The 26,163-nt window shown below is 31.1% G+C and carries 26 protein-coding genes; 17 read left to right on the plus strand and 9 right to left on the minus strand.

All coding sequences use genetic code 11. The features are described 5' to 3' along the window. Positions 1–56 precede the first annotated feature (56 nt). On the plus strand, positions 57–401 hold the full coding sequence (locus tag ACXAFS_RS05800) for a hypothetical protein (protein ID WP_475305852.1): 345 nt from the start codon (positions 57–59) through the stop codon (positions 399–401). Here ACXAFS_RS05800 and ACXAFS_RS05805 read toward each other — a convergent pair. Continuing rightward, the gene (locus ACXAFS_RS05805; protein ID WP_475305853.1) at positions 398–1,336 is read right to left on the minus strand and encodes a transglutaminase domain-containing protein; all 939 of its coding nucleotides are present in this window, start codon (positions 1,334–1,336) and stop codon (positions 398–400) included. The two genes, ACXAFS_RS05800 and ACXAFS_RS05805, sit on opposite strands and share 4 nt — an antisense overlap. Before the next feature lie 31 nt (positions 1,337–1,367). Between ACXAFS_RS05805 and ACXAFS_RS05810 the strand changes: the two genes are divergently transcribed. Then, entirely contained in the window at positions 1,368–1,745 is a 378-nt protein-coding gene (locus ACXAFS_RS05810) for a DUF1801 domain-containing protein (RefSeq protein WP_475305854.1), read from the plus strand. A gap of 20 nt (positions 1,746–1,765) precedes the next feature. On the opposite strand, the gene ACXAFS_RS05815 is transcribed toward ACXAFS_RS05810, so the two are convergent. The 3 genes from ACXAFS_RS05815 to ACXAFS_RS05825 are packed head-to-tail and all read right to left on the minus strand — an operon-like array spanning position 1,766 to position 4,108. Further along, positions 1,766–2,848 (minus strand): acyltransferase family protein, encoded by a 1,083-nt coding sequence (locus ACXAFS_RS05815; protein WP_475305855.1) that lies wholly within the window; start codon positions 2,846–2,848, stop codon positions 1,766–1,768. A 49-nt stretch (positions 2,849–2,897) separates the two neighbouring features. Then, positions 2,898–3,710, minus strand: a complete 813-nt coding sequence (kdsA, locus tag ACXAFS_RS05820) for a 3-deoxy-8-phosphooctulonate synthase (RefSeq protein WP_475305856.1) — start codon at positions 3,708–3,710, stop codon at positions 2,898–2,900. Between the two features lie 38 nt (positions 3,711–3,748). Further along, positions 3,749–4,108 carry a hypothetical protein gene (locus ACXAFS_RS05825; RefSeq protein ID WP_475305857.1) on the minus strand — a complete coding sequence of 120 codons (360 nt, stop codon included), beginning with the start codon at positions 4,106–4,108 and terminating at the stop codon, positions 3,749–3,751. A gap of 188 nt (positions 4,109–4,296) precedes the next feature. Between ACXAFS_RS05825 and typA the strand changes: the two genes are divergently transcribed. The 6 genes from typA to ACXAFS_RS05855 all read left to right on the plus strand — a co-directional run bounded on the left by typA (position 4,297) and on the right by ACXAFS_RS05855 (position 11,158). Continuing rightward, positions 4,297–6,096 (plus strand): translational GTPase TypA, encoded by a 1,800-nt coding sequence (typA, locus tag ACXAFS_RS05830; protein ID WP_475305858.1) that lies wholly within the window; start codon positions 4,297–4,299, stop codon positions 6,094–6,096. A 70-nt stretch (positions 6,097–6,166) separates the two neighbouring features. Continuing rightward, positions 6,167–6,403 (plus strand): uroporphyrinogen decarboxylase, encoded by a 237-nt coding sequence (locus ACXAFS_RS05835; protein WP_475305859.1) that lies wholly within the window; start codon positions 6,167–6,169, stop codon positions 6,401–6,403. Positions 6,404–6,468: 65 nt separating this feature from the next. Next, positions 6,469–7,446 (plus strand): GNAT family N-acetyltransferase, encoded by a 978-nt coding sequence (locus ACXAFS_RS05840; RefSeq protein ID WP_475305860.1) that lies wholly within the window; start codon positions 6,469–6,471, stop codon positions 7,444–7,446. Continuing rightward, complete coding sequence (locus ACXAFS_RS05845) at positions 7,443–8,543, plus strand: DegT/DnrJ/EryC1/StrS family aminotransferase (RefSeq protein ID WP_475305861.1); 1,101 nt, start codon at positions 7,443–7,445, stop codon at positions 8,541–8,543. Before ACXAFS_RS05840 ends, ACXAFS_RS05845 begins: the two co-directional genes overlap by 4 nt. Continuing rightward, a complete protein-coding gene (locus tag ACXAFS_RS05850) occupies positions 8,544–9,851 on the plus strand; it encodes an O-antigen translocase (RefSeq protein WP_475305862.1) in 1,308 nt (435 codons plus the stop codon). Positions 9,852–9,862: 11 nt separating this feature from the next. After that, positions 9,863–11,158: an O-antigen translocase gene (locus tag ACXAFS_RS05855; RefSeq protein WP_475305863.1), complete on the plus strand. Its 1,296-nt coding sequence runs from the start codon at positions 9,863–9,865 to the stop codon at positions 11,156–11,158. Positions 11,159–11,162: 4 nt separating this feature from the next. Here the strand turns inward: ACXAFS_RS05855 and ACXAFS_RS05860 are convergent, their stop codons facing one another. Next, on the minus strand, positions 11,163–12,308 hold the full coding sequence (locus ACXAFS_RS05860; protein ID WP_475305864.1) for a glycosyltransferase: 1,146 nt from the start codon (positions 12,306–12,308) through the stop codon (positions 11,163–11,165). A 37-nt stretch (positions 12,309–12,345) separates the two neighbouring features. Here ACXAFS_RS05860 and ACXAFS_RS05865 point away from each other — a divergent pair, with 37 nt between their 5' ends. Both ACXAFS_RS05865 and ACXAFS_RS05870 read left to right on the plus strand, forming a co-directional pair. After that, the gene (locus ACXAFS_RS05865) at positions 12,346–13,431 is read left to right on the plus strand and encodes a glycosyltransferase (protein ID WP_475305865.1); all 1,086 of its coding nucleotides are present in this window, start codon (positions 12,346–12,348) and stop codon (positions 13,429–13,431) included. Between the two features lie 14 nt (positions 13,432–13,445). Continuing rightward, the gene (locus ACXAFS_RS05870) at positions 13,446–13,853 is read left to right on the plus strand and encodes a sugar 3,4-ketoisomerase (protein ID WP_475305866.1); all 408 of its coding nucleotides are present in this window, start codon (positions 13,446–13,448) and stop codon (positions 13,851–13,853) included. On the opposite strand, the gene ACXAFS_RS05875 is transcribed toward ACXAFS_RS05870, so the two are convergent. From ACXAFS_RS05875 to ACXAFS_RS05885, 3 genes are read right to left on the minus strand one after another with little or no spacing between them, the layout of a single operon-like run. Continuing rightward, positions 13,838–14,758, minus strand: a complete 921-nt coding sequence (locus ACXAFS_RS05875; protein ID WP_475305867.1) for a glycosyltransferase family 2 protein — start codon at positions 14,756–14,758, stop codon at positions 13,838–13,840. The genes ACXAFS_RS05870 and ACXAFS_RS05875 overlap by 16 nt on opposite strands. After that, complete coding sequence (locus ACXAFS_RS05880; protein ID WP_475305868.1) at positions 14,758–15,621, minus strand: glycosyltransferase family 2 protein; 864 nt, start codon at positions 15,619–15,621, stop codon at positions 14,758–14,760. Before ACXAFS_RS05880 ends, ACXAFS_RS05875 begins: the two co-directional genes overlap by 1 nt. Positions 15,622–15,624: 3 nt before the next feature. Further along, positions 15,625–16,308, minus strand: a complete 684-nt coding sequence (locus ACXAFS_RS05885) for a cell division ATP-binding protein FtsE (RefSeq protein ID WP_475305869.1) — start codon at positions 16,306–16,308, stop codon at positions 15,625–15,627. A gap of 98 nt (positions 16,309–16,406) precedes the next feature. On the opposite strand from ACXAFS_RS05885, the gene ACXAFS_RS05890 reads away from it, so the two are divergent. From ACXAFS_RS05890 to ACXAFS_RS05910, 5 genes are all read left to right on the plus strand, one after another. Continuing rightward, positions 16,407–18,002, plus strand: a complete 1,596-nt coding sequence (locus ACXAFS_RS05890; protein WP_475305870.1) for a right-handed parallel beta-helix repeat-containing protein — start codon at positions 16,407–16,409, stop codon at positions 18,000–18,002. A gap of 117 nt (positions 18,003–18,119) precedes the next feature. Further along, the gene (locus ACXAFS_RS05895; protein ID WP_475305871.1) at positions 18,120–21,143 is read left to right on the plus strand and encodes a tetratricopeptide repeat protein; all 3,024 of its coding nucleotides are present in this window, start codon (positions 18,120–18,122) and stop codon (positions 21,141–21,143) included. Positions 21,144–21,198: 55 nt separating this feature from the next. Beyond that, entirely contained in the window at positions 21,199–21,741 is a 543-nt protein-coding gene (locus tag ACXAFS_RS05900; RefSeq protein WP_475305872.1) for a T9SS type B sorting domain-containing protein, read from the plus strand. 31 nt (positions 21,742–21,772) lie between these two features. Beyond that, entirely contained in the window at positions 21,773–23,497 is a 1,725-nt protein-coding gene (locus tag ACXAFS_RS05905; protein ID WP_475305873.1) for a TonB-dependent receptor, read from the plus strand. A gap of 90 nt (positions 23,498–23,587) precedes the next feature. After that, complete coding sequence (locus tag ACXAFS_RS05910; protein ID WP_475305874.1) at positions 23,588–24,259, plus strand: hypothetical protein; 672 nt, start codon at positions 23,588–23,590, stop codon at positions 24,257–24,259. Here ACXAFS_RS05910 and ACXAFS_RS05915 read toward each other — a convergent pair whose 3' ends face one another. Next, positions 24,260–24,964 (minus strand): class I SAM-dependent methyltransferase, encoded by a 705-nt coding sequence (locus ACXAFS_RS05915; RefSeq protein WP_475305875.1) that lies wholly within the window; start codon positions 24,962–24,964, stop codon positions 24,260–24,262. A 56-nt stretch (positions 24,965–25,020) separates the two neighbouring features. On the opposite strand from ACXAFS_RS05915, the gene ACXAFS_RS05920 reads away from it, so the two are divergent. Together ACXAFS_RS05920 and ACXAFS_RS05925 are read left to right on the plus strand one after the other, a co-directional pair. Continuing rightward, the gene (locus ACXAFS_RS05920) at positions 25,021–25,515 is read left to right on the plus strand and encodes a YkgJ family cysteine cluster protein (RefSeq protein ID WP_475305876.1); all 495 of its coding nucleotides are present in this window, start codon (positions 25,021–25,023) and stop codon (positions 25,513–25,515) included. Positions 25,516–25,518: 3 nt separating this feature from the next. Then, a complete protein-coding gene (locus ACXAFS_RS05925) occupies positions 25,519–26,127 on the plus strand; it encodes a hypothetical protein (RefSeq protein ID WP_475305877.1) in 609 nt (202 codons plus the stop codon). Positions 26,128–26,163 lie beyond the last annotated feature (36 nt).

Below are 26,163 nucleotides of genomic sequence, written 5' to 3' on the forward strand. Positions count from 1 at the left end.
CAATTTTAGAAGATATTAACTAAATTTATGTTTTAAGAATTAAAAAATAATACATTATGATAGGACTTCTTTTAACAATAGCTAATATTTCTGGTGGTATATTACTTGGACTAGCGACTTTAGATAAATGGGATGGTGAGAGTAATTTTTTTAATAAAATAGCTGGATTTTTAGCTCCATTTCAGACCGTAATTGGAGGTGCACTTGTTGTGCTGCCAATTTTAAAATTTAGCTTAATAGGTATTGTGAGTATTTTAGGTGGTGTATTGTTGCTTACTCATGTTTTTGGTAAAGTGCCAGCTTTAGAATCAAGCTTACGCAAACTGTCAGAGAAGTTAATGCCATTTAAAGCTGTAATTGGTATAGCAATTTTGGTTCTAGGAATTTTGGGATTGTTTTAAATGATTTTAAATGATAGGCAAGCTTTATAGTTACTAAAAATGACTAGTTTTTTCCCCTTGGTTTTATTGTAAGGGATTTGTGCGATATACATTTCGCCTTCTTTTACAAATGTAATAGGTTCTAGATTTAATGAATCTTCACTAAACTGATAATAGTATTGATTTTCCTGATTTATTGTATCGAATGCTATTTGTATATTTTCTTTTGGTTTAATTAGTCCTTGCATTCTTGTTAGTTCTAAGCCAGAATTATAATAACCAGCATGAATAATTGGTGCGTAAAAGAAAGCTGATTGATTAATGACATTATTTAGTAATTGCCATTTATCATTTTCAGGTCTGTGGCTCCATATAAGTTGTTTTGGATTAATTAAAAAATAGACATCTCTAAAACTAAATTCATTAGGTCGGTCTGGTCTACTACCTGTAGACCAAGTAGCATCAATTAATTGCCCTTTGTTATCTAAAAAAACCGCATTCCATGCATGGTTGGTATCTTTAGATATCCATCCAATATCTCTTATTGTTGTTTTTGCAAAACCAGAAATAACTACACATTTAATATTTAATCTTTCTAAACTAAATTTTAATAACTGAGAATAGCCTTCACATACAGCTAATCTTCTCCTCATAGCTTTCTCAGCATAGTTTTTTTGATATTGACTTAATCTTTCTTCACTAGAGAAAGACATAGAACTATTTCTCTGGTTATTAGCACTTTTATAATCATATCTTACATTATTAGATATCCAATAATAAGTTGCTCTAACCTTTTCTATATCAGTTTTAAAATCTGATTTGATTTTATCTGTAAATATTTCAATTGATTCAAACTTGTTGGGATATGTAGACACTATAGAATCAATTTTAGTATAGTCCTGTGTGAAGCTAAACCACGTTGAAAATAAAAATATGGCTAGTAAGATTGTTCTCATATTACTAAATTAGTCAAAAATTATTCCAATTTTGAATCCTTCAGAAGCCTATATCCTAAAACAAGAGGAGCCCTATAAATCTATTTTACTACAACTTCAAGTCATCATTGAAGCAGTGCTGCCAAATGCAGAACTACTTTACAAATGGCGAATTCCATTTTATTATAATAACGGTATTCCTATATGTTTCCTTAACCAATCTAAAGACTATGTGGATTTTGCCTTTTGGCATTTTGAAAAATTAGAAAAATATACAGAGCATTTTATTGATGCTAATAGAAAATCTATTCGCTCATTACGTTTTAAATCAGTAGAAGATATTAACGACGAGGTAATAGTCTATGTACTAGAAAAACAATTAGAAATTAATACAAATCCTTTTAAGCTTATTCTCGGTAAGAAAAAATAAAAACCGAATTGTCATAGTTATTAAATAGTTTTAAAGCCTAATTTTAGTTTTTGTAAAAGATTTTTTGTGTATCTATTCATTGGTTTTTCAAACCAAATAAAACTAAAATGACTAACTATAACAGTCATTATAAACATAAAGATTACAAGTAATATGTCGTTCTCAAAATTAAAAAACTTAGAATTGATTTTTAATGTATATCTAATTATTAGTTGATGGAATAAATAAAAACTAAAACTAATGTGTCCAAAATGCATAAAGACTTTGTGTGATATTAGCTTTGATAAGCCTCCTTTTTGAAATGCAAATACAATAATTAATAAGCTCATTGGTATCCAATAATAGTAGGAATATCTCGCAACTTCTGGAATGAATTTATGGAATGCTATAAATAAAACTAATAACAGAATTGTTGTAATCTCTAAATAGGTGAAATTGATTTGCGTTTTCGTCTCTTCATAACGTTTAAAAACTATGTATAAAAGTATCCCAATAATAAAATCAACAATCCTAAATAAAGGGTTTATATAAAATAGTTGATGATGATAAGTTTCAGGAATTGTTAGTGATAAAACAGGTATGAGAATTATTATTAATGGTATAAAAGCCTTGAGGTATTGTTTATATTTTGAAAAGAATACCATAATTAGAGGGAAAAGAAGGTAAAAAAACATTTCGTTTGAAATGCTCCAAGATGGTGAATTAAACGAATAATAGATAAATCTATTTGGAACAAAGCTTTGTGTTAAAGTGACGTTTGTTAATGCTTGTAAGCTATATAGAAGTTTGTTTTGTGCAAATTCATAAAATGTTAAAGGTATAGCTATTAGAAAAGTTAACAAATGCAAAGGAAATATTCTTGCTATTCTAGCATTATAAAACGATTTTTTAGATGTTTTACCATTTAGCAATTCATTTTGGTATCTGTAAGAGAGTATAAAGCCACTCAGAATAAAAAAGAAGCTTACACCTATGTAACCTTCATAAAATATATTATTAAATAGAGAAGCTAGAGTACTGTCTTTTTCTTCTACAAAGCTAAGATGCGAGACAAAAACCATCAATGCAAACACAAATCGCAAAGAAGTTAATGGTTTTATCATAAACAGTTGATTTGCTATTTAACAACTAATGTCTCATTACAAAAGTAAATTATAAAGAATTAACGGTTGTCCTAATCGCAACCAAACGCGTTAGCAACCCTTCAAGATTATCTAAATGTAACATATTTGCACCATCACTTTTCGCATTTGCAGGATCAAAATGAGTTTCTATAAATAATCCATCTACATTATTAACCACACCAGCTCTGGCAATAGTTTCAATCATGTCTGGTCGTCCACCAGTAACTCCAACACTTTGGTTAGGCTGTTGTAAAGAGTGTGTTACGTCTAAAACTGTAGGTGCATATTGACGCATGGTTGGTATACCTCTAAAATCTACAATCATATCTTGGTACCCAAACATAGTGCCTCTATCGGTAATCCAAGCTTTATCGCTACCAGAATCTTTTACTTTTTGTACAGCGTGTTTCATCGATTCAGGACTCATAAACTGCCCTTTCTTAAGGTTTACAACCTTACCTGTTTTAGCAGCCGCAACAACTAAATCTGTTTGTCTCACTAAAAAAGCAGGAATTTGTAAAACATCAACATATTCAGCAGCTTTAGCAGCATCAGAAACTTCATGGATGTCTGTTACAGTTGGGATATCAAAAGTATCCGAAACTTTCTTTAATATTTTTAATGCTTTTTCATCTCCAATTCCTGTAAAACTATCAATCCTACTACGATTGGCTTTTTTAAAGCTACCTTTAAATACATAAGGAATTTGTAGCTTATCAGTTATTGAAACTACCTTTTCGGCAATACGTAGTGCCATATCCTCTCCTTCAATGGCACAAGGGCCACAAAGCAAAAAGAAATTGTTCGAATCAATGTGTTTTAATTTTGGAACTGTTATCAAAGCTTAAGACTTAAATGTTAAGCCACAAAGATAACATTTTAAAACACCTTTTTAATACTATTTCGTATAATCCACAGCGACATTATAAAGTTTCCAAAAACTAAAACACCACCATAAAATAATAAGCGTTGAGCTGATTCTGACCAGTTCATAATGTTAAGTATATTAAACAAATAGGCAAGTATTAAGTAAGAAGATAGGCAAACAAATATAATGCCTAGTGAAAAATTAAGTTTTCTATTAGGCTTTATAAGTTGCCATAAAAACGGAATACCGAATAATAAAATTGGGTAAGCAGATAATCCTTCGCTTCTGTTAATATGAGTAAACCAAAAAGAAATTACTGATAAAAAATATAAGTAAGGTATAAACTTTGTGTACTTGCTAATTGCATTCATCTGTTTTCAAATTTTAGGGTTCAGACGTAAATAGCCCAATTAGCGGTTGATGAAAAGGCTTTTACTATTAATCAATTCTATAACGACAAGATACAAACTGAAATTGTCTCATTTTTAAAATATAACATATAATTAACGATTTGAAAGGAATATGATGTACCTTTGCGCGCTTAAAATCAGCATCAGTTATGACGAAGATTAAAAACATTGCAATTATTGCTCACGTAGACCACGGAAAAACTACCTTGGTAGACAAGATTATGTACCATTGTCAATTGTTTCGTGAGAACGAAAATACAGGAGATCTAATCCTTGATAACAATGACTTAGAACGTGAAAGAGGTATTACTATTACTTCTAAGAACGTTTCTGTGGTTTACAAGGACACAAAAATCAATATTATTGATACACCTGGTCACGCCGATTTTGGCGGTGAGGTAGAGCGTGTATTAAATATGGCTGATGGCGTGTTGCTTTTGGTAGATGCTTTTGAAGGACCAATGCCTCAAACGCGTTTTGTATTGCAAAAAGCAATTGATTTAGGGCTTAAACCTTGTGTTGTTGTAAACAAAGTAGACAAGGAAAATTGTACACCAGATGAGGTACACGAAAAAGTTTTTGATTTGATGTTTGAGCTTGGTGCTGAAGAGTGGCAATTAGACTTTCCGACAGTATATGGTTCGGCAAAGCAAAACTGGATGAGTGAAGATTGGCAAAAGCCAACTGAAAATATAGAGCCATTATTAGATATGGTGATTGAACATATTCCTGAACCTAAAATAGAAGAAGGTACAACTCAAATGCTGATTACGTCTTTAGATTTTTCAAGCTTTACAGGACGAATTGCTATTGGTCGTTTAACTAGAGGAACGTTAAAGGCTGGTCAGCCAATTTCTTTGGTAAAGAGAGATGGTTCAATTGTAAAGAGTAAAATTAAAGAGCTTCATACTTTTGAAGGTTTAGGCCGTTTAAAAGTAGAAGAAGTACAAGCAGGAGATATTTGTGCTATTGTAGGTTTAGAAGGTTTTGAAATTGGAGATACTGTTGCAGATTTTGAAAATCCTGAAGGTTTAAAAACCATTGCTATAGATGAGCCAACAATGAGTATGTTATTTACCATTAACGATTCGCCTTTCTTTGGTAAAGATGGTAAATATGTAACATCTCGTCATATTAAAGACCGTTTAACTAAAGAGTTGGAAAAAAACTTAGCGCTTAGAGTAGAGGAAACTGATAGTGCTGATAAATTTATGGTATTTGGTCGTGGTGTATTGCACTTATCTGTATTGATTGAAACTATGCGTCGTGAAGGTTACGAGCTTCAAATTGGTCAGCCACAAGTAATCATCAAAGAAATTGATGGTGTAAAATGCGAGCCTTTTGAGGAAATGACCATTGATTTACCAGAAAACGTATCTGGTAAAGCCATTGAAATGGTAACAATGCGTAAAGGTGAAATGCTAAGTATGGAAGCTAAAGGCGACCGTATGGTTTGTGAGTTTATAGTACCATCTCGTGGTATTATCGGTTTACGTAATCAATTGCTTACTGCAACAGCTGGTGAAGCTATTATGGCACACCGTTTTAAGGAATATCAACCATTAAAAGGTGGAATCCCAGAGCGTCAAAATGGTTCTTTGGTATCTATGGAAAACGGTACTGCAATACCATATTCTATTGATAAATTACAAGAAAGAGGTAAGTTTTTTATCGACCCAGGAGAAGATATCTACGAAGGACAAGTTATTGGAGAAAACTCTCGTGGTGATGATATGACAGTTAACGTAACAAAAACCAAAAAGTTGAGTAACGTACGTTCTGCAGGTGCAGATGATAAAGCTAAGATTGTGCCAGCAATTAAGTTTTCATTAGAAGAAGCTTTAGAATACATACAAAAGGATGAATACGTTGAGGTAACGCCAAATCATTTAAGATTGCGTAAAATCTTATTGAAAGAGGTAGATCGTAAGCGAAATAAGAGTTTGTAAAGACTAATTTATTATAACTAACAAAAGAGAAATGTTTTAAAACATTTCTCTTTTATTTTTTTAAAGTGATATGGAACTATTTGGAATCACAGAGACTGAGTATATAGGATATTTAGCATCTTTAATGGTGCTGATTTCTTTCACAATGAAAGATGTAAATAAATTACGATTAGTTAATATGACAGGCTGTATTTTGTTTATTATTTATGGTTTTCTAATGCCAACTTTAAGAGTTGGGTTGCCTATTATTATAGCAAATGCAGCTATTTTGGGTGTTAATATGTTTTATTTAATTAAGAAGAAATAGCATATTTTATTTCAAAAAATCTATCACTAAATCGTTAAATAAATAATTAAGATTATTTTTGATAGATGCAAAACTTCAAGGTTTTACAATATAAACCATCTCATAAAAATGATTGGGATACATTTACTCTAGGAAGTAACCAACAAACATTTTTATTCCTTAGAGATTTTATGGACTATCATAGTGATAGGTTTCAAGATTATTCCTTAATGTTATATAAGGATGATGAATTAATAGCATTGATACCAGCAAATAAGGACAAAAATATTGTGCATTCTCATCAAGGTTTGACTTATGGCGGATTGATATACAAATCGAGTTTAAAAAGTCAAGATGCTATAAGTATTTTAAAAACAGTTTTAGAGTATTTGGCAGGAAATGGAATAAAAAATCTTGTCATAAAAGAGTTACCCTTTGTTTTTTTGGATAACCAGACCAATAATCCATTAGCTTATTTATGTTTTAAACTAAAGGCACAACTACAACGTATGGATATGCATTCTACTTTAGACATCAAGTTTAAATGTTATAATAGAAGTAGAAAAAACGGTTACAAAAGAGGTCAGAAAAATAATCTCATCGTTGAAGAAGTTGATGAATTTCAAGAGTTTTGGAATGAAATATTAATGCCCAATTTAGATAACAAGCATGATGTAAAGCCTGTCCATACCTTAGAAGAAATACAGCTTTTAAAATCCAGATTTCCAGATAAAATAAGACAATTTAATGTATACCACAATGATATAATTGTAGCTGGTACTACAATTTTTGAAACAAAACATGTAGCACATAGCCAGTATATTTCTGGGAATGCAGATAAAAATACACTAGGAAGTTTAGATTTTTTACATCATTATCTTTTAGAGGGGGTTTTTGCTGATAAATCTTATTTTAACTTTGGTATTTCTAATGAAAATGACGGTCAAAATATAAATGAAGGGTTGCAATATTGGAAAGAAGGTTTCGGAGCGCGCTCTACAACCCAAGGATTCTACAAGATTGATACAGAAAACTATAAACTCTTAGAGAATCTTTATACATGATTAAATTTTTAGACCTACATAAAATTAATGATAGATTCAGAGAAGAGCTTAAGGCATCATTTGCCCAATCTTTGAACACTTCGTATTATATACTTGGTCCTAATGTTAAGACATTTGAAAACGAATTTGCCAACTATTGCGGTACAGACTATTGTATTGGGACTGCGAATGGTTTAGACGCATTAACTCTTATTCTAAAAGGCTATATAGAAATAGGAAGACTTAAAGTTGGAGATAAAGTTATTGTGCCTGCTAATACCTACATAGCAACCATTCTATCTATTCTACATGCGCAATTAGAACCTGTTTTAGTTGAACCTAATAGTGAAACTTATAACCTCTCTGGCGAAGATTTAGAGCCTAAATTAACTGAAGACATTAAGGCCATTGTAGTTGTACATTTGTATGGTCAAATAGCAGGAGCAGAACGATTGAGATTCATTGCAGACAAACATAATTTATTATTAATTGAAGATGCTGCCCAAGCACATGGTGCTGTTTCGAAACATAATATAAAAGCCGGAAATTTAGGACATGCAGCTGCATTTAGCTTTTACCCAAGTAAGAATTTGGGTGCTTTAGGTGATGGAGGTGCAGTAACAACTAATGATAAAGAATTGTACGAGACGATTTTGCTTTTGAGGAATTATGGTAGCAAAATAAAATATGAAAACGAAGTTATTGGATATAACAGTAGGCTTGATGATTTACAAGCTGCTTTTTTAAGTGTCAAACTAAAATATTTAGATGCTGATAATGCAAAAAGGCGAAATATAGCGAGAAGATATCTTGAAAAGATAAAAAACCCCAAATTGATTTTGCCTTTTTATGATGGTTCTGAAAATCACGTATTTCATGCATTTGTGGTTGAAGTAGATGATAGAGCCAATTTTGTAAATTATTTAAATCAAAACAAGATAGGATGGTTGATTCACTATCCAACTCCACCTCATAAACAAAAGGCCTTAGAAAGATTTTCTGATTTAAAACTTCCTATAACCGAACAAATTCATAAAAGAGTTATAAGTTTGCCAATAAGTCCAGTGTTATCTGATGAAGAAGTAAATACCGTGATTAAGGTTATAAATGCTTATTAATTGAAAAAGTTTTTTCACTACATAAATAATGAAGTTTTAGTAAAAGCCGCTAGTCTTAATACTGCCAATATTAGTATTAAGATTCTTGCAGGAATTCTCATATCAAAGTTTATAGCAGTTTTTATAGGACCTGAAGGTATGTCGCTTATTGGCAATTTAAGAAACTTTCTTAGTACCATACAATCCATATCAATAGCTGGTCTTTACAATGGTTTTGTTAAACTCATTGGTAAGTATAAAAACAACGTAAAAGAATTAACCAACACGCTATCTACTGTATTTTATTTTGGTTTTTTTGCATCACTCATATTGGCTTTTTTATGTTACTACAATGCTGAGTTTATTAATGAACTAATTTTTTTCAATAACAATTATGTTTATGTCATCAAAACGATGGCGATAGTCCTTCCGTTTTATTCATTAAATATGTATGTATTTGCCATAATGAATGGCTTTTCTAAGTATAGGATCTTATTGGTCATAAATATTACAGGTCAAATATTAGGTCTGTTAGTTACGCTTCTTTTAATAAAGCAAGAAAATATTGATGGCGCATTAATCGCAGTAGTTATTACACCTGCTCTTAATCTTCTCATTACGATAGTGGGAATTGCCTTTAGAAAAAATTTAATGTCAATAATAAACATAACTGATATTCAGATTTCTGTGCTCAGAAACTTAAGTCCAAATATGATTATGGCATTGGTATCTACAATCGCACTGCCAATAGTATATATTATTATTAGAAATTATCTTATTTCTGAAATAGGCATAAAAGAGGCTGGTTATTGGACAGCTGTAACAAGGGTTTCAGATTATTACCTCATGTTTATTAACTCATTAATGGCATTATACATTTTGCCTAGATTTGCTGAATTAAAAACTCAAACCGAGTTTAGAAAAGAAGTGTTTAGTTTTTATAAAACTGTTCTTCCTGTTTTCGCACTAATATTAGGTGTCATTTACCTGAGTAGAAGTTTGTTGGTTACTTTATTATTTACTGAAGAATTTAGACCGATAGAAGATTTAATGGGTTATCAGATTCTAGGTGATTTTATGCGTGTAATGTCTATGGTTATTGCTTATAAATTCCTAGCTAAAAAGATGTTTACACATTTTATAATCATAGAGATATTCTTATTTGTTATAATGTACTTTTCTAGTATATATCTCATTGATGCTTTTGGATTAAAAGGTGCTGTGATGGGACATTGTCTTAGCTATTTGATGCATTTTGGTATAGTCTTACTTATTTTTGGTAGTTCATTATTTGGTGTTATAAATGATGAAGGAATAGACGAATTCTAAAAATTTTGAGCATGAAAATTCCTAGATTCATTAGAGATAATATTGTGCTTAAGATTACCTCGCTTAATGCAGTTGTAATTACAGTAAGACTTGTTATCTCTGGTTTTACACAATGGTTGCTGTCTACAACTTTTGGAGAAACAGGAATTGCCAGAATAGGGCAGGTTAGAAATATTATGGGTATGCTAACCAGTATTTCATCTCTTGGAATTTTTAATGGTATTGTAAAGTATGTTGCTGAGCACAAAAATAATAAGGCAGAATTAAACAAACTCTTTTCTACAACTACAGTATTTGTTCTTATAGGTTCTTTTATTTCAGGAACTGTGCTCTTCTTTGGGTCTGGCTATTTTTCTGAAATTTTGTTTAAATCTGATGATTTTAAATATGTATTTAAAATTATTGCTTTTATAGTGCCTTTTATTGCTTTAAACAGAGTTTTGTATGGTATAGTTAATGGCTTATCAGAATATAAAAACTACGCCAGAATAGAAATGATAAGTTACCTGCTAGCAGCAATACTTTTAGTCATTGCACTTTACAAAGTAAATTTAGAGTTTGCTATTTTGGCCATAGCTATTGCGCCAGTAATACAATTAGGAGTAATTGTAGCTGTTTTCAGAAAAGTTTTAAAACGGTTTGTTGACTTTAAGAAGTTACGGTTAGGCTTAGATTATAAGAATAGTCTGTTGGCCTTTACCTTAATGTCATTTGTTTCTACATTTTTACTCAACTATATAGAATTAAGTATAATCAGTCTTATAGAAGATAAAATAAATATTAATGAGGCAGGCTATTGGACTGCAGTGAGTTTTATATCAAAAAATTATATGGTTTTTGCTTCTGGATTGTTTACATTATATGTCATTCCCAAATTTGCTAATATTTATACCAAAGAAGAATTTAAAAGCGAAGTTCTTAATATTTACAAAACAATTTTACCAATTTTTGGGTTGGGTATGACTTTGGTCTATCTATTACGTAACGTAATAATAGATGTTATTTACCCAGATTTTGAAGGTATGGAGCCTTTGTTTAAATGGCAACTCTTAGGTGATTTTATAAGACTTTGTAGTCTTATTTTAGCCCATCAATTTTTAGCAAAACGAATGGTGAAAAGCTTTGTAATTACGGAGATTATATCACTTATCTTATTTTATGTGCTTACCACCTTGTTTATAAATTATTTTAGCACAGAGGGTGTTGTAATAGCACATTTAGTTAGGTATATTATATATTTTATAATAGTGTTAATGGTGGTTGTAAATTACTTTAATAACAATTCAAAACAACAAAATAATTTATAGATAATCATTTTTTAATCTCATTCCAAGTAACTAAATACTTTTTAGCTGACAGAATGTAATTATGTCTTTCTTCAATAAATTGTCGAGCATTAATTGATATTTCAATTATTTTTTGAGGATTTTTTATTAACCATTCAAGTTTCTTTGCAATCTCTTTTGCATTTGGTAGAGCATTTATAGCTATTGTATCTTCTTCTAAATTATAGTATTCTAACCATTCTTTTTCTGCACCTGTAAATACAACCTTTCCTTTCGCCATAGCCTCTAAAGCGTTATATCCTTGGTCATATGCATACACTTGATCTAGCAAGATATGTGCCTCATCATAGCTTTTAATATATTCGTTGTATGGTAGGCTTTTAGTAGTTATAATTTTAACGCGATTATTGTAAGCTTTATTTATTATTGATATAGCTTCATCAAATATATCATTTCCTTTCTTGTAATAATTGTGCGAATTTATACCATGGAAAATCACAATTTTATCATTTATGACAGGCTTTTTAAATTTTAATGTGTCAGTATTTATTGGGTTTGAAATTAAACCTAAATATTTAGGATGATTCTTTAGTGGTAAATGATAATCTATATCTGATGCAATAACACCGTTAATTTTTTTATAGATGTTTTTGTGGAGTTTTATAAACTCTGAATTTAAAAACTTTAATCCATAAGGTTCAATGAAAGTTTTATCTTTTCCGCTTTTGTATGGTGTTAAAAGCGAGTATTTAAAATTATCTTCATTTGCATAAGCGATACTAATATAATCAGCACCGCAAGACAATAAATATGTCTTCTTATTCCATGAAGAAATAGCATTAAAAATATCATTTTCAACCCTAGGGGTACAGCCAAAGGAAGCTTCATTTATAAATTGAACTACATCATAATCACTTAGATTAGATTTTAGTTTCATTATTTGTCTTTTTATGTTCTGAGACTCCAAGTCAAAACTGAATAAACGATATACAATATTCTTTATTTTTTTACCAATACCCTTTTGGTATTTTTTTGTTATGAGTATGTCTACATTGTATGCTTTAAAACCATCAAAAGGTGCAACAATTTTTACATCGTGATTCAGTTTTTCTAAGCCTTCTTTTAAAGAGTTATGGAGTCTGCTATATTCCCCAACGAGTAATATCTTCATTTATATCCTTACATTTGCTTTTCAAATATAATTGTTAATGAGTAAAACCAACACCAAAAAGATATGTATTGTAGTTACTTCTTTGGGAGGTGGTGGAGCAGAACGATCTTCAGCGACTTTATCTGAAATTTTGTTTGATATGGGTTATGATGTTCATATCATTTCTGTATTAGATGTAATAGATTATCCTTACAAAGGTATACTCCTAAATTTAGGGAAACTAAAAGCTATAAATGACTCTGTATTGGGAAGATTGCAAAGGCTAATGGTTTTCAAAAATTATTTAAGAAAAAATGATTTTGATTATGTAATTGATAATAGAACCAAAACAGGTTTTTTAAAGGAGTTTATTATTTCGAGATGGATTTATAGCCCTAAAAAACTCGTTTACTGTGTGAGAAGTTATAAAACAAGTTTATATGTAAATCCTAATAGATTTTTGGGTAAAATCTTATATAAATCTGCATTTAAGATTGTAACGGTTTCGCTAGCTATTAAAGATAAACTTAATGAGAACTATAATTTCAGCAATCTCAAAACAATATATAATCCTGTAGATTTAAAAATTGACAAGGCTAAGTGTGAAAATTTTAGTGAAAAATATATTTTATTTTTTGGGCGTTTAGATGATGGAGTAAAAAATATAAGTTTATTGTTAGAGTCTTATTCAGAATCAATTTTACCTAGCTCCAATGTTAAACTAAAAATATTAGGTGATGGTGAGGATAAATCTATGCTGATAGAAAAGGCTATAAATTTAAACCTTAAAGAAAAAGTTGAATTTTTAGGTTTTAAATCTAATCCGTATGATGTAGTGAAGACAGCACAGTTCACAGTATTAACTAGTAGGTATGAAGGTTTTCCGAGGGCTTTAATTGAATCTCTAGCTTTGGGTGTGCCCGTTGTATCGGTAGATTGTAAATCTGGGCCAAACGAAATAGTCATAAATGAAGAGAATGGGATTTTAGTAGAAAATTATAACAAGCAAGCTTTAGCAAACGCTATGAATAGAATGGTAGTGGATGAAGATTTTTATTTACATTGCAGATCTAACGCCAAGGATAGTGTGGCCAAATTATCAAAAGAAGAAGTAAGTAAACAATGGCAGTCTATATTAAAATAAGTACTTATTATTAGATGAAAACAGATAGCAAAATTAGACTCATAGAAATCCCGAAAGTGTATGATGAACGTGGCTCATTGGCAGTTATAGAAAAAGACACTATACCATTTGCCATTAAACGTGTATTTTACCTTTTTGATGTGCCTTACGATAGTTACAGAGGTGGTCATGCTAATAAAGAACAGCTATCTGTTTTAATTGCTCTTAGTGGAAGTTTTGAGGTTGTTGTAGATGATGGTAATGTCAGAAAAAGAATTATGTTAAATAAGCCTACACAAGGACTTTACATACCTAATAATATTTGGAGAGAGATGGAAAATTTTTCATCTGGTTCAGTATGCTTAGTTTTGGCTTCAACTAATTATAACGAGGCTGAATATATTAGAGATTACGATCAATTTAAAAATCAGTTTATAGGATAATATAATTTTTCTCCTTTCAAGGATTTAATCCTAAGTAATAATCTAATAAACCACCTTGGTGAGTTTAAAATTATATTTTGACTCAAACGTAAGTTGTTAGGATTTATATAGCTTTTGTAATACTTAAAACTTTCTTTGTCTCTTTCGAGTTTGCTAAGTATAGCTAAAGGAAATCTATTTCTGTCAATATAAATTTTCAAATGTTTGTTTTGCAGCTCTTCCTTAAAATACTTGTCGTATTTGGGTTTGTTTTTTACGCTAAATACTGTGTTGCTTATACTTTCGGGTACGAAGTTGTAGTATGCAAGAATTTTATTTATAAATACAATCTTGAAATGTATTCCAATTCTTATCCAAAAATCTGTATCCTCACCAGATTCAATTGAAGTATCAAAATCACCTATTTTTTCTATAATATTTTTTTTGAACACTATACTAGAACTAGTGAGTATGGTGTGATCTAAACTAGATTTAAAAAAATCACGAATCTCGTAGGTTTTTCTTTGTTTAAAGTTATAGGTTGCAGGAACAATTTTGTATTCATATTTATGAGCTAAAGCTGTAGAAAAAATCGAAACGTTGCTATACTTGGTTATTGCTTCTTTAATAAACTTTAAAAAATCCCTTTCCCATAAATCATCACCATCCAAAAGCGCAATATAATTGGCATTTGCAACTTCAACACCTTTGTTTCTTGCTGTAGAAACTCCTTTGTTTTCTGTTGTAATGAGTTCAATACGATTATCATTAAAAGATTCGATAATATTTTTACTTTCATCAGTTGATCCATCATTAACAACAATAATTTCAAAATCTTGAAATGTCTGATTCAAAACACTATTTATAGTGTTTTTTATAAACTCAGCTTTGTTATAAACTGTTATGACTACAGAAAAAAATGGCACTAGTCTTTTTGTTTTAGATTACAAAAGTAACCTAACTTATATAAATCAAATAAAAATATTGATGGGCTCGAAGAATTTAAATTTTTTAATATAATAGGTTTAATTAATTTAAAGGTTTTGCCATATATAACATCTAAAGCTAAAAAATTTAATTTTTTATAGACTTTTATGATTTTACTACCCTTAAAGATTTGATAGTGTTCGATTGATAATTTTTTGAGATTTTTTAGTCCTTCTTCGGTTTTTTTAATAAAAGTTTTAGCATCTTCATCACAATCGTGTATCACGGGGTTGTTTATGAACTTTAAAGTGATTTTATCGGATTCTATTGTTTTGAAGAATAAAAAATCTTCGTAGCCATAAGTTTTGATTGATTCGTCAAAAGGATGGCGTTTAATTATTGTTTTTTTAATCAAAAAATTAGCAGAAGTATAAGTGTTGTTTTTTTTGTTGGCTTCTCTTTTTTTTGTGTAAGCCCATCTAAGGATAAATGGTTTTTTTGGTTTCACTTCTTTGTGAGTCATTCCACCAATAACAACATCATTATCTAAAATGGTTAAGTAATTGTTTATAAATTGTTCTGATTTTGGAAACGTGCCTGCATCAACAAAAAGTAGATCATCGTAAGATGACAAATTAGCCAATTTGTTTCTAGCTGCACTTCTGCCTATATTTTTATCTAAGACTTTTAATCTTACTTTTTTAAAGCTAGTAAAGATGTCAGCACAATATTTTATTTCACTAGATGCATCATCTAGAACAATTATTTCAAATTCAATATTGCTATTATTGGCTTGTTTATGTATTTCTTTTACAAGAGGTACAACATCATAATTATATGTTGGTATAAGAATAGAGAGCATAGATTAATTCTTTCTCTGTACCACTTCAAAAACCTTATTCTCATCACACTTTAAGGTTTTGCTTGGGTATTTTAAAAGCAAAGCATAATCATGTGTAGCCATGAGGATAGTATTACCATTTTTGTTAATGTCTTGTAGTACTTCCATAACCTCAATACTTGTTTGTGGATCTAGGTTACCGGTTGGCTCGTCAGCTAAAATCAATTCTGGATCATTAAGAAGGGCTCTTGCAATGGCAATACGCTGTTGCTCACCTCCGGAAAGCTCATGAGGAAACTTAAAGCCTTTAGTTTTCATGGCAACTTTATCCAAAACCTTTTCAATACGTTCTTTAATTTTGTCTTTATCCTTCCAGCCAGTAGCCTTCAAAACAAATTCAAGATTACCATTTATAGTGCGATCTGGTAATAATTTAAAATCCTGAAAAACAATACCTAGTTTTCTTCTTAGAAAAGGAATGTCCCGCTCTTTCATTGTTCTTAGATTAAAGTCAACAATAGTGCCTTCTCCTTCAGTCAATTCCAAATCACCATAAAGCGTTTTCATAAAACTACTTTTTCCACTTCCTGTTTTACCAATGAGGTATACAAAATCACCTTTTTGCATTTCAAAGTTAACATCATTTAAAACCATATTACCACCTTGATAGATGGTTGCGTTTTTAAGTTGTAAAACAGTTTCGGACATATTTTTTCTATAATTTTAGTATCTGTAAATGTATGGCGTAAAATTTCAATTCCCAAATACTATTTAGAGCTTGGCATAGTAATTGAAAACTTAAATTTATGAGACAATCTATCACTTATATTTTTTTGTTTTTTGTAGCAATTTCTTTTGCACAAAATGAATTTCACGTCTATCCAATAGACGATGGTCAAATCAAAGGTTCTCCAAATGGCGATGGTAGTCTCAATAATCCATGGGATTTGCAAACAGCATTATCTCAATCTTCAGAACGTGTAAATGGAGGTGATATTATTTGGTTACATCAAGGAATTTACAATGGACGCTACAAGAGTACTTTAAGGTCTGTAAATGAAAATTTTATAACAGTTTCTGGGTATAAAAATGATTTGGTTACCCTAAATGGAAATATTGATAGTAATTTAAAAAGTGTTTTAGAAGTAAGTGGACACAACGTAGTCTTTAAAAATTTTGAAGTCACTTTTTTAGGCGAATATTCTCGCAATATAAGAGATATTAATTTTAATAAATGTGATGGAATAAATCATCTTTCAGGGGTTAGTAAATTTCAAAGCATTATAATACATAATAATCCTGGTTTAGGGTTTGGGTCATGGAAGAATACAGGCGGTTCTGTAATAGAAGATTGTTTAATTTTTTATAATGGATATGTAAGTGAAAAGCGTGGAGAAGGTGAAGGTATGTATGTTCAGAATAAGAGCGATGATACCAGAATTATTAGAAATAACATCATTTTTGGAAATTACTATAAAGGTGTAGAAGTGTGGTCTGCTTCTTCAGGACATGATTATGAATTTGTTAAAAACGTTAACCTAAGTAATAATATTTTTTTTAATAATGGCTTACCGTCAGGGACTTTAAGAGATAATATTATAATAGCTACAAACGATACTAAGGGAACTAATATCGCAAATAACATAAGTGTAGAGAATAATGTTCTTTATCAAAACATAGACTTTAAAGATTCAAATAATTATGGCACTGGTGTTTCTTTGGCAATTGGTTTTAAAGCAAGGGCTTTGGTAGAAGAAATTTTGGTTGTAGATAATATTATTTTGGGAAGAAACAATGGTCTTAATCTAATGCATATAAAATCACTAGAGTTTAAGAATAATACAGTTTATTCTGGTTATGTTAATATGCATAAATCTTCTGTTCCTGCTTTAGAAAATGGAAATTTTGTATTAGACAATAATTCATACTACACAAGAAAGAAAGGGAGTCATAGGGTTATAGAAGATATGACTTTTAATTATTCTGATTGGCAAAAAATATTCAATGTAGATAAAAACAGTGAATGGAAACATTTAAAAGATTTTGAAATCATTCCAGTTCTAAAGATTCAAAAACTAAGCTCAAGACCAAATGAGTATAATGTTGCTTTATTAGAAAAAAATGGTAATGATGTTATAGTAGACTTCAGCAATCATAACATTAAAAAGGGTTCTTCTTATAGAATCTATGATATAGAAAATAGAAATGAAGTTGTTAAATCAGGAATAGTTTCTAAGGACAAAAAAATTACTTTTCCTATGGGTTTGAAAGATTTTGAAATGCCTCTACATAACACAGTTGCTACAAAATCGGCTGATAATTTTGGTGTTTACCGAATTGTGTTCGAAGAAAAGACAAAAAAGAGGAACATTTTTAAGCGATTCTTAGGGTGGTTATTTTAACATTTCATAAGCTACTTTATAATTATACAGGTTTTCTGTCGTTATAAATTTTGTATTCAAGTATATTTGAATAGTGATAGTTTATCATCAATACATATTAATCAAAAAACGACTCTAATGCTAGTTTTAAAAAGACAATTACTTATCGTTTTCCTTACGTTTTCAATGCTTGGATTTGCACAAAAATCCGCAGTATATACAAGTGAGTTAAAAGATTATCAAAAGGCATTAACACTATACAATAATAAACAATATAAGGCTGCACAATCTTTGTTCGACGATATTAAGTACAATACAGATGATGCTGTTTTAAAGTCTGACTGTTCGTACTACATTGCCAATTGTGCTGTACGACTAAATCAGAGAAACGCAGACGATTTAATCGAAAAATTTGTTGAGGAATACCCAACAAGTACAAAGCGAAACACTGCATTTTTGGATGTTGCAGATTACTATTTCGAAAATTCTAAATATGCTTACGCACGCAAGTGGTACCAAAAAGTAGACGAGTCTAGTATAGCACGTACTGAGCGTGACCGTTTCAATTTTAATTATGGATACACATTATATTCAACAAAAAGCAAGACCCAAGCCACTAAATATTTAAACCGAGTTGTAGATTCTAAAGAGTATGGTTCACAAGCCAAATACTATATTGGTTATATGGCTTATGAAGGCGATGATTACGATACAGCCAATGAGTATTTCGATCAGGTGAGCGATAACGAAAAGTACAAGGAAAAGCTATCGTATTACCAAGCGGACTTAAACTTTAAACTCGGTAAGTTTGAAAAAGCTATAGAACTCGCTTTGGAGCAGTTGCCAAGTTCTAGAGGTGTCGAAAAGTCTGAACTGTCTAAAATCATAGGCGAAAGTTATTTTAACCTCGAAAAATATACAGAAGCCATTCCGTACCTTCAAGATTATGAAGGCAAAAAAGGAAAGTGGAGTAATACAGATTATTACCAGTTAGGTTACACATATTACAAGCAAAACGATTTTGAAAAAGCCATTTCAGAATTCAATAAAATCATAGATGGAAACAACGCTGTTGCTCAAAACGCTTACTATCATTTAGGTGAAAGTTATATAAACCTAGAAAAAAAACAAGAAGCATTAAACGCCTTTAGAAATGCATCTGAAATGGATTATGATTTAAAAATTCAGGAAGATGCTTGGTTAAACTATGCTAAGATTAGTTACGAAATTGGTAACCCTTACCAATCCGTACCGAAAGTATTAGCAGGCTATTTAGATAAATATCCAGATACAAGCTACAGAGAAGAAATAGAAACCTTGCTGATTGATTCTTACATCACATCAAAAAACTACAAAGAAGCCTTAGAGTTATTAAAAGGCAAAAATAGTTTTGAGAACAAAGTTGCCTATCAAAAAGTAGCTTTTTTAAGAGGAATTGAATTGTATAATGAAACCAAGTATAGTGAAGCTTTAGAGCTATTTAATAACTCATTAAAAGAACCAAGAGATCCTATTTTTGTAGCAAAAGCTACTTTTTGGAAAGCCGAAACCGAATATAATTTAACCAATTATAATGATGCGTTAATTGGGTTTAAACAATTTGCAGGTATGTCTGAAGCTTCAGGATTATCTGAGAATGAAAACTTAGATTACAATTTAGCTTACACGTATTTCAAGTTGAAAGATTACTCAAACGCATCAACCTATTTTCAAAAATTTATTGATAAAAATTCTAGCGATAGACCACGAAGAAACGATGCGTATTTAAGATTGGCAGATGGATATTTCGTGTCGAGTAAATATCAAAATGCCATCAATGCCTATGATAAAGCCATTCAGATTAATGAAATAGAAACCGATTACGCAGCATTTCAAAAGGCGATGAGTAATGGATATTTGGGCAAAAGTTCAACTAAAATTTCAGAACTAAATTCATTTATTGAAGCATATCCTAGATCAGCATTACGAGACGATGCTATGTACGAGTTAGCAAACTCTTATGTAAAGTCTAATGAGACAGACAAAGCAATGCAAATGTACGACCGATTAAATTCGGAATACAAACGTGGTGCTTTCACATCAAAAGCGTTATTACGTCAAGGGTTGGTGTATTACAATGCCAATGACAATGAGCGTGCATTAACCAAGTTTAAAAAAGTTGCATCCGATTTTCCAGGTTCTGGTGAAGCTGTTCAAGCGGTTTCTACAGCGCGTTTAATTTATATCGATTTAGGTCGAGTAGATGAGTATGCAGCTTGGGTAAAGTCTTTGGATTATGTTGAGGTGTCAGATGTAGAGTTGGATAACACCATGTACTTAGCAGCAGAGAAACCTTATTTAGAAAATGATACAGATAATGCCATTCGTCAGTTTAATAAATATTTAAATCAGTTTCCTAATGGTATCCATGCTTTAAAGTCGCATTTCTACATTGCACAATTATATTACAAAAAGGGTTTATTTGAAACCGCTCAACCACATTACAAATATGTTGTTGATGCATCAAGAAGTGAATATACAGAGCAGGCAACAGTAAAACTTTGCGAAATTTACCTGAAAGATTCTAACTGGTCTCAAGCGATTCCGGTTTTAAAAACTTTAGAAGCTGAAGCAGATTACCCTCAGAATGTATTGTATGCGCAGTCTAACTTAATGAATGCGTATTACCAAACAGAGGATTATTCTAGTGCTGAAAATTATGCCGAAAAGGTATTGGCAAATTCTAACTTAGATACTAAAGTGAAGAGTGATGCTAAAATCATCATTGCACGTTCTGCTATAAAAACAGGAAACGAGGATAAGGCAAAAACAGCCTATGGCGATGTTGAAAAAATTGCTACAGGAAGCGTTGCGGCAGAAGCGCTATACTACAATGCTTACTTTAAAAACAAGGAAGGTAAGTATGAAGCATCAAACACAACCATTCAAAAATTAGCTAAGGATTATAGCAGTTACAAGTACTACAGTGCTAAAGGTTTAGTAGTTATGGCGAAGAATTTCTATGCTTTGGGTGATGCTTTTCAGGCCAATTATATTTTAGAAAGTGTGATTTCTAATTTCCCTGAGTTTGATGATGTGGTACAAGAGGCACAGCAAGAACTTAATAAGATTAAAACCGAAGAAGCTAAAACAAATTCATCAATCGAAACCGACGATAACTAAATTCCTGCGCAGGCAGGAATCTCATAATCGAAATTCAACTACCATTTTTTAAGCGATGAAAAAAACAAAATATTACATATCACTTTTAACCATTTTTCTAATTACAATAGCATTCACATCTTGTAGCGAAGATGACAATAACCAAGAAGAGGAAGATGTATTTGCTGGTTGTTGCTCAGAGGAGCCAGTATTTGGATTGAATGTTGATAATTTAGACCAATCTCAAGGAGAAATAATTGTATATAATTTATTTACACCAAACAATGATGCTTACAATGATAGATTTGGTATTGAGAATATTCAGCTATATGAAAATCATATTGTATCTATATATAACATTGATGACGAGCTTGTTTTTGAAAGTACTGATTATGGCTCAAGTTCAGATGAGTCTTTTCCAACAGAACCTCAAGGCGAGTTTGGTGTAGAAGGTGTTCCAGATGGAACGTATAAGTACAAAATAGTTGTTGAAAATGAACAGATTTATATGAAATCTGGTACATTTTGCTTATTTGGAAATTTCTCGGCTTTAGACGAACAAAATTTTAGTGATTGCACCCCTAGTTCTCAATTCGACCCAACTCTTACAGGAAATTAATATTGCATAAGATTCAATCAAAACATTACAAATGAAAATCAAGTTTTTAATTTTTATAATCACCATATCAAGCAGTGTATCAATAATAGCTCAAGAACGAGCAAAGGATACCATTGATGACCAGGTAGTAAATGTGGTAACACCATACAAACCTACAATTTCAGATGCCTTTAAGATTAAGGATACTCCAAAATTGCAAGACTCTAATTTGGTAAAGAAAAAAGAGGTGAAGTATAATATTTTTTCAATTCCAGTGGCTTCAACTTTTACGCCTGCAAAGGGTAAAGCAGCAACGGTTGATAAAGCAAAAGCTGTGAAGTTATATGATAATTACGCATCGCTTGGAGTAGGTACTTATACTTCAATTTTAGGTGAAGTATATCTTAACCATGAGCTAAGTAATTCTGAAAATGTTGGTGGTTATTTCAGTCACCATTCTTCTCAAGGTGGAATTGAAGATTTATTGTTAGATGATGATTTTTCTACCACGCACTTAAATGCGCATTACTCTCAAAAGTTAAGAGATTTTTCATGGAAAGTATATGGAGGTTTCGACTTAATGACTTACAACTGGTATGGTTTGCCTCAAAATTTCTTTGGGCAGACCGAAGCCGATATGATAGACCCAAGTCATACCTTCAATAGTTTTTATCTAGGTGGAAAATTGAGTTTTGACGATGCTATTATCAATGATGGTAGTGTTCGTTTTAGACGTTTTGGAGATAATCAAGATTCTGGTGAAAACCGTTTTGTAGCCAAAGCAGGTTTTGATATTCCTGTGCAAGGCGAAGCTATTAATACTGAATTTTACATTGATTACATAGGTGGTAATTTTAAGGAAGGTTATTTTGGTGGTGAAATAAATTATGGTAATGTCACTTTTGGCTTATCTCCATCATATCAGTTGACCCAAGATGATTTAACAGTAAATTTAGGTGTAAGATTAGTCTATCTTAACGATACTGAGTTAAGCGACAATAAGTTTTTTATCTACCCTAACATTGAAGCATCATATCGTTTAGTAGATGAAATTTTGATTGCTTATGGTGGAATTACAGGCCAACTTCAGCAAAACTCTTACTACGATTTTGCTACTGAGAATCCGTTTGTATCTCCAACACTATTTGTAGCACCTACAGACCAACGCTATAATGGCTTTTTGGGCTTAAAGGGAAAGTTGTCTAATAACGTAAGTTATAACGTAAAAGGAAATTACTACGCAGAAGAAAACAAGGCGCTTTTTAAAGCGAATGATGCCAGAGGAGATGCTATTGCAGATTACCAATACGGTAACTCATTTGGAGTTGTTTATGATGATGTCACTACCTTTTCAGTAGCAGGCGAATTAAATATTGATGTTAATAGAAACTTTACCCTTGGCTTTAAAGGAGAATACTTTAACTATAATATGGATAACGAGGCAGAAGCATGGAATTTACCAAACGTTACAGGTTCTATTTTTATGGATTTACAAATATCTGAGCAATGGTATGCAGGTGCTAGCGCCATTTATATAGGTGAACGTAAAGATCAGCAAGACTTGATAGCTGTATTGATTCCGGAAGAATCTAGTCCAGTAATAACATTAGATAGCTATTTTGATGCAAACGCACATTTAGGATATAAAATTAATGACCAATTATCTGTATTTGGAAAAGTGAATAACATTCTTAATCAAGATTATCAGCGTTACTTAAATTTTCCAGTACAGGGCATTCAGTTTTTAGCAGGTGCTACGTATCAGTTTGATTTCTAAAATTCCTTTGAAAAAGGAATCTTTTTATTGTCATTCTGAACTTGTTTCAGTGTCCCTTTTATGTATATATAGACAATTAAATTTACAACCATGAATAAACAGTTTTTCTTCTTATTGGCATTTCTATTATGTTTAAATCTATCTTTCGCGCAATATGGATGGACAGATGCAGAAGTGTATCTAAAAAACGGAAAAACACTTGTTGGTGAGGCTAAAATACCAATGATGTATGCAACTCTTAATTTAAAGAAAGAGCAATTAAAATATAGAAAAGATAAAAAAGGAAAGAAGAGTAAATACAAGCCTGAAGAAGTAGATAGTATTGTGTTTACCATTCATTATACGGAGCGTGTTAATAAGAAGAAGATTCAAAAGACAAGAGTAGAGACCTATATTCCTGTTTTTTTAAATAAGAAAAAAACTAAGCAAGGATTTGTTGAGGTATTGGTTGAAGGGAAACTTAGGTTAGTTGGAAGAACTGTGATGGTACAATCTGGCGGAATGTGGGTTCCTGGACCAGGTGTTAATGCTGCGCCTGTGTATCAGCCAGGTTTTATGGGTAGTCATAATCAGGTTATGTTTCTTAGAGAAGGAGAAGAACCTGTAGTGTTTAATCAAGCTAATATTTTAAAGTCGTTTAGAAAAAGGGCAATGGAATATTTTGATGACTGTCCGTCGTTAAGATCTAAATTAGACAACAAAGAATTCAAAATGAAAGATCTTCAAGAGATTGTAAAGTATTATAATTCAAATTGTTTATGATTAGATTAAGGTTATCCTCGCTAAATAATCAAAATGCTTGCCATCCATAATTTTTTCGCATTTAAGACCTACGGTTTGGCAAGCTGTGTTTAGTGTTTCAAAATCTAAGTAGAGCCATTTCATTGGAGTTGCTTCTTCACCTTTATAGCTAAAGAAATAATCAAGTTCACCAATATAACCACTGTTCAAATCTAGCCAAGTACCACCATCTTCATCTTCGTACATATAGGATATATCAGATGAATCGATTAAAATTTGTCCGTTAGGTTTCAATAAAGTTTTAAGATGGTTTAAGTATTTAACAACCTGTATTATTTTCTGAAAAATACCGGTGCCATTCATTAAAAGCAGAATGGTGTCAAACATATCTGTTTCATTTAATAACGCTATATGTTCAGCATTTTTTAGACCTCTTAATTTGCAGACTTCAATAGCACCTTTAGAGCTGTCAATTGCTTTTACATTAAATCCTTTTTCTTGTAGCCAAAGCGAATGACTGCCTGCACCACAACCAACATCGAGGATTTTACCTTTGCTTAGTTGTAAAGCTTTTTGCTCTAGTTTTGGCATTTCAGAATAAGTTCTAAATAAATAGGGAAGTGGTAATTCGTCCTTATCAGATATATTGGTCCATGTGATAATATCTTCAGAATAATTGCCATTCTGATAATCTAATAGTGCTTTTCCAAAGATGTCTTTTGTCATAATATTTTTGTTATGCTGAACTTGATTCAGCATCTCATTCTGATTATATTTACAATATGCAAAACCAAATCAATAATCTGCCAAAGCTGGCCAAAGATAAGTATAAGGAAAACAAAACCTTCTTTGCCAAACTTAGAAAAAAGCCACCAAAACAGTTAGACTACATTATGCAGGAGTTGCATGAGGAAGAGTTTGAGCGTACGGATTGTTTGCAATGTGCTAACTGCTGTAAAACTACAGGACCTTTATTTACGGATAAGGATATTCAGCGCATATCAAAATCTTTCAAAATGAAAGAGCAGCAATTTATAGATCAATATTTACGTGTAGATGAAGATAATGATTATGTGTTGCAATCTGTGCCTTGCACGTTTTTAGATGCGGATAATTACTGTATGATTTATGATGTAAGACCAAAGGCTTGCCGAGAATTTCCGCATACAGATCGTAAAAAGTTTCAGCAAATTTCTAATTTAACTTTAAAGAATGTAGCTATTTGTCCTGCAGCTTATAATATTGTTGAAGAAATGAAAAAAAGAATATTACTATAATCTATGGATGAAAAAGATTATAAAGTTTGGTTGTCTAATGTAAGAAAGAATGATAAGGTGATTATCGTAACAGATTCGGATATATATAAAGGGAACCCAAAAGGAGATATTCGTATCTATAAATCTAATATAAATGAAGAAAAATTAAGAGACTTATTTTCTATTCCATTTACATATGTTAAAAGTATAGAGAATCAAGAAAATGTAAATTATATCAAAATATATTACGGTAATGATTTAGAAGAAGAATTGAATATTTCAGACGAAAAGATAAAGAGTGAGGTTTTTGATTATATAAAAACGAAGTTGCCACAATTTAAATATTCTAAAAGGCTTCCAAATGAATTTAAATATGTAAAAGGACCTGCTTTTGCAATAATATCGGTATTACTTTTCTTTGCATGGACCATGTATTATACTGTTCAATTGAGTAATGGAGTTGAATATGAATTATCAGGAGGTAGACCTGGCTTGGGAAGTATTATTTTTTCTATAGCCAATTTGGGTTATTTTAAGGTTATAATAATATATCTTGTACTATTCTTCTTAGCATTTTTCTCTTTATTAAGACGAATAAGTACAAGAACTGAAACAGAGTATCTGGTTAGATAAATTTTAAAATCAAAAACCAATGTCATTAGGAATGAT

The sequence above is a fragment of the Winogradskyella sp. ABM4_392 genome (assembly GCF_056160445.1).